The sequence below is a fragment of the Pseudoalteromonas sp. TAE79 genome, from assembly GCF_000498015.1.
GTDB lineage: Bacteria > Pseudomonadota > Gammaproteobacteria > Enterobacterales > Alteromonadaceae > Pseudoalteromonas.
Genome location: NZ_AUTL01000040.1, coordinates 1 through 2299, shown reverse-complemented (window position 1 = coordinate 2299; position 2299 = coordinate 1). Strand labels below are relative to the sequence as shown.

At 46.3% G+C, this 2299-nt stretch carries 2 protein-coding genes and 2 pseudogenes; all 4 read right to left on the bottom strand.

The annotated features are described in order from the left end of the window. Positions 1-16: 16 nt before the first annotated feature. Positions 17-130: pseudogene (locus L655_RS1000000126415) on the bottom strand (transposase); the annotation flags it as partial. Positions 131-356: 226 nt separating this feature from the next. Continuing rightward, positions 357-659: an antibiotic biosynthesis monooxygenase gene (locus L655_RS0101115; RefSeq protein WP_024603810.1), complete on the bottom strand. Its 303-nt coding sequence runs from the start codon at positions 657-659 to the stop codon at positions 357-359. 55 nt (positions 660-714) lie between these two features. Then, positions 715-1905: pseudogene (locus tag L655_RS01000000124855) on the bottom strand (IS3 family transposase). A 166-nt stretch (positions 1906-2071) separates the two neighbouring features. Next, positions 2072-2299 (bottom strand): hypothetical protein (locus tag L655_RS1000000127650; protein ID WP_139016268.1); only part of this gene is annotated, 228 nt, incomplete at its 5' end.

Below are 2299 nucleotides of genomic sequence, written 5' to 3'. Positions count from 1 at the left end.
ATTTTTCGCGTCATTTATAAAACGTTGAATTACCGATACCGTACTTACGGCAGATATCTTTCACCGGCATACCGGCTTTGGCCTCTTTTAAAATCGCCACGATCTGGCTTTCTGTCATGCGTTTGCTCATCGTAAAACTCCTTTGTTTTAGTTTAAAAGAAATTCTACGAGTGAGCTGTATTATTATACGGGGTAGTTACACTAACAATCGGTGTAAAAACTCCGATAAAAAGTATGATTGAGCCGATTAAGCCGAACACTTGTTTTGTGTTCATGAGTTCTCCTTTTTGTATCGCTAACGCCTGAGTTAAACCGCGCCGCGAACAGGCGTCGGCTTGAACGAATTGTTAGGCTTGCTAGCCAGGTAGCTTTGCCGCAAGTACATCAACGCTTTCGATGGACGGGGGCTCGGAGAACAACTCACCTGCCTTTGCCATCAACGCGGCTGCGACCTTGCCGGAGAGATGGGCCTGGCGACCCGCTTCATCCGGGAAAGCATCAAAGATTCCGAAAGTGCTTGGTCCAAGGCGAATGCCAAACCACGCAGTGGTGGCAGGCTCCTCATTGACGATGGGAAGGCCACTCATAAGGAAGCTCTCAACCTCTTTCTCTTTTCCGGGTTTCGCTTCAAGGCGAACGAACAAGGCTACTTTGACCATGGAATGTCTCCTGTTGTTAAAACGACATCACGATATGCGATGTTCTCTTGTAAGCTTAGCTGGTAAGCTTAGCTGGTAATGCCTGATTTTTATAGACACCTTCTACCTTTTTAAAATATTCACGCTCAAAGTTGTTTGGCGATACTCTGTCATTTTTCGTATGACGCCGAGTTGGATTGTAAACCATCTCAATATAATGAAATACTGCCTGTTTGGCTTCAGCCCGGTTTGGATAAATACGACGGCGTATTTTTTCCTTCTTTAAATTGCTGAAGAAGCTCTCAGCAACCGCATTATCATGATAGTTACCACGTCGACTCATACTGGCTTTAATATTGTATGCATCGAGTAATTTTCTGAACTGCCGACTGGAATATTGAGAGCCCTGGTCGGAGTGCAAACTGACTTGTTGCTGCGGTTTTCGTCACCAATAAGCGGCTGCAATGGCTTGCATAGTGCCAAGTCTTCGGGCATTCGTTCGCTCATCGACCAACCAACGATATGACGTGCGAATAAATCCATGACGACGGCTAAAAAAAGAAAGCCTTCATGTGTTTTAATGTAAGTGATGTCGGTCACCCACCATTGATTAGGGTGCTCGACGTTAAATGCGCGATTTAGCACGTTATCGGCAACAATATCGGTCTTACCTCCGTAGTAGCCTCGGGGCGTGTTATAACCCCGCTGCGCACGAATGCCTTCTTTTTGCATTAAGCGTAAGATCCGATCACGGCCACAATATTGGTTGGAGTCACGAAAGTCCATGTAGATATTGCGGTAACCATGAAAGCCACCGCTTTCTATCCAAAACTGCTTAATTTTTTGCGCGAGTTTTTGGTCTTCACGCTCTCGCTTGCTGACTGGCGATTTCAGCCAATCATAATAACCGCTGGGGTGAACGTCTAACGTTCGGCACAAAACTCTCACGGGATAACGTGAACTACAAGATTTTATGAACCGGTACCGTTCTTTGACTCACCGACAAAGAACACCGCGGCTTCCTTTAACAGGTTCCTTTCTTGTTCAACACGTTTCAGCTCACGTCTCAGCCGGGCATTTTCAGCTCGTAAGTCTTGTTCTTCTTCACGCGCTTTTGTTGGCTTTGAAATTTTTTAAGTCATCCATACAGCGTTTTAGTGCTTATACCTAGACGTTCAGCAACATCATTCACACTGTAGCCATGCACTGCGACTTGATTCACTGCTTCTTGTTTAAACTCGTCCGAATATCGGATACTTTTACCCATGATTTACTTCTTATGATCATAGTTACATTTTTACCATAAAAGGGGAACATTATTGGCTCAGCTATTTTAGAAGGGGCACGCCATGCGGGAGGACGCACGGCGAACTGAGGACGAAGCGCCGGCGTGGACAGCGCCGGCGTGGACAGCGCCGACGGACAATCACTGATCACGAAAACAAAAAGGCCGGCTTGATGAATGCTTCCGAAAAGAATGTGGTTCTACGGCTTAATGAGCATAAGAAGAGCGCATCAAATCCCTGACGGCTATCTGTCAAATTGCATGGGCGTAGCCATGTTCCATCACAGCATTTTATCAGACCGGCGCTATGGTAAGTGTCGATGGCATCAGCCACAGTTCGACGCAGCGCCCATAGCGAAGCTAAAAAAACCGCAAG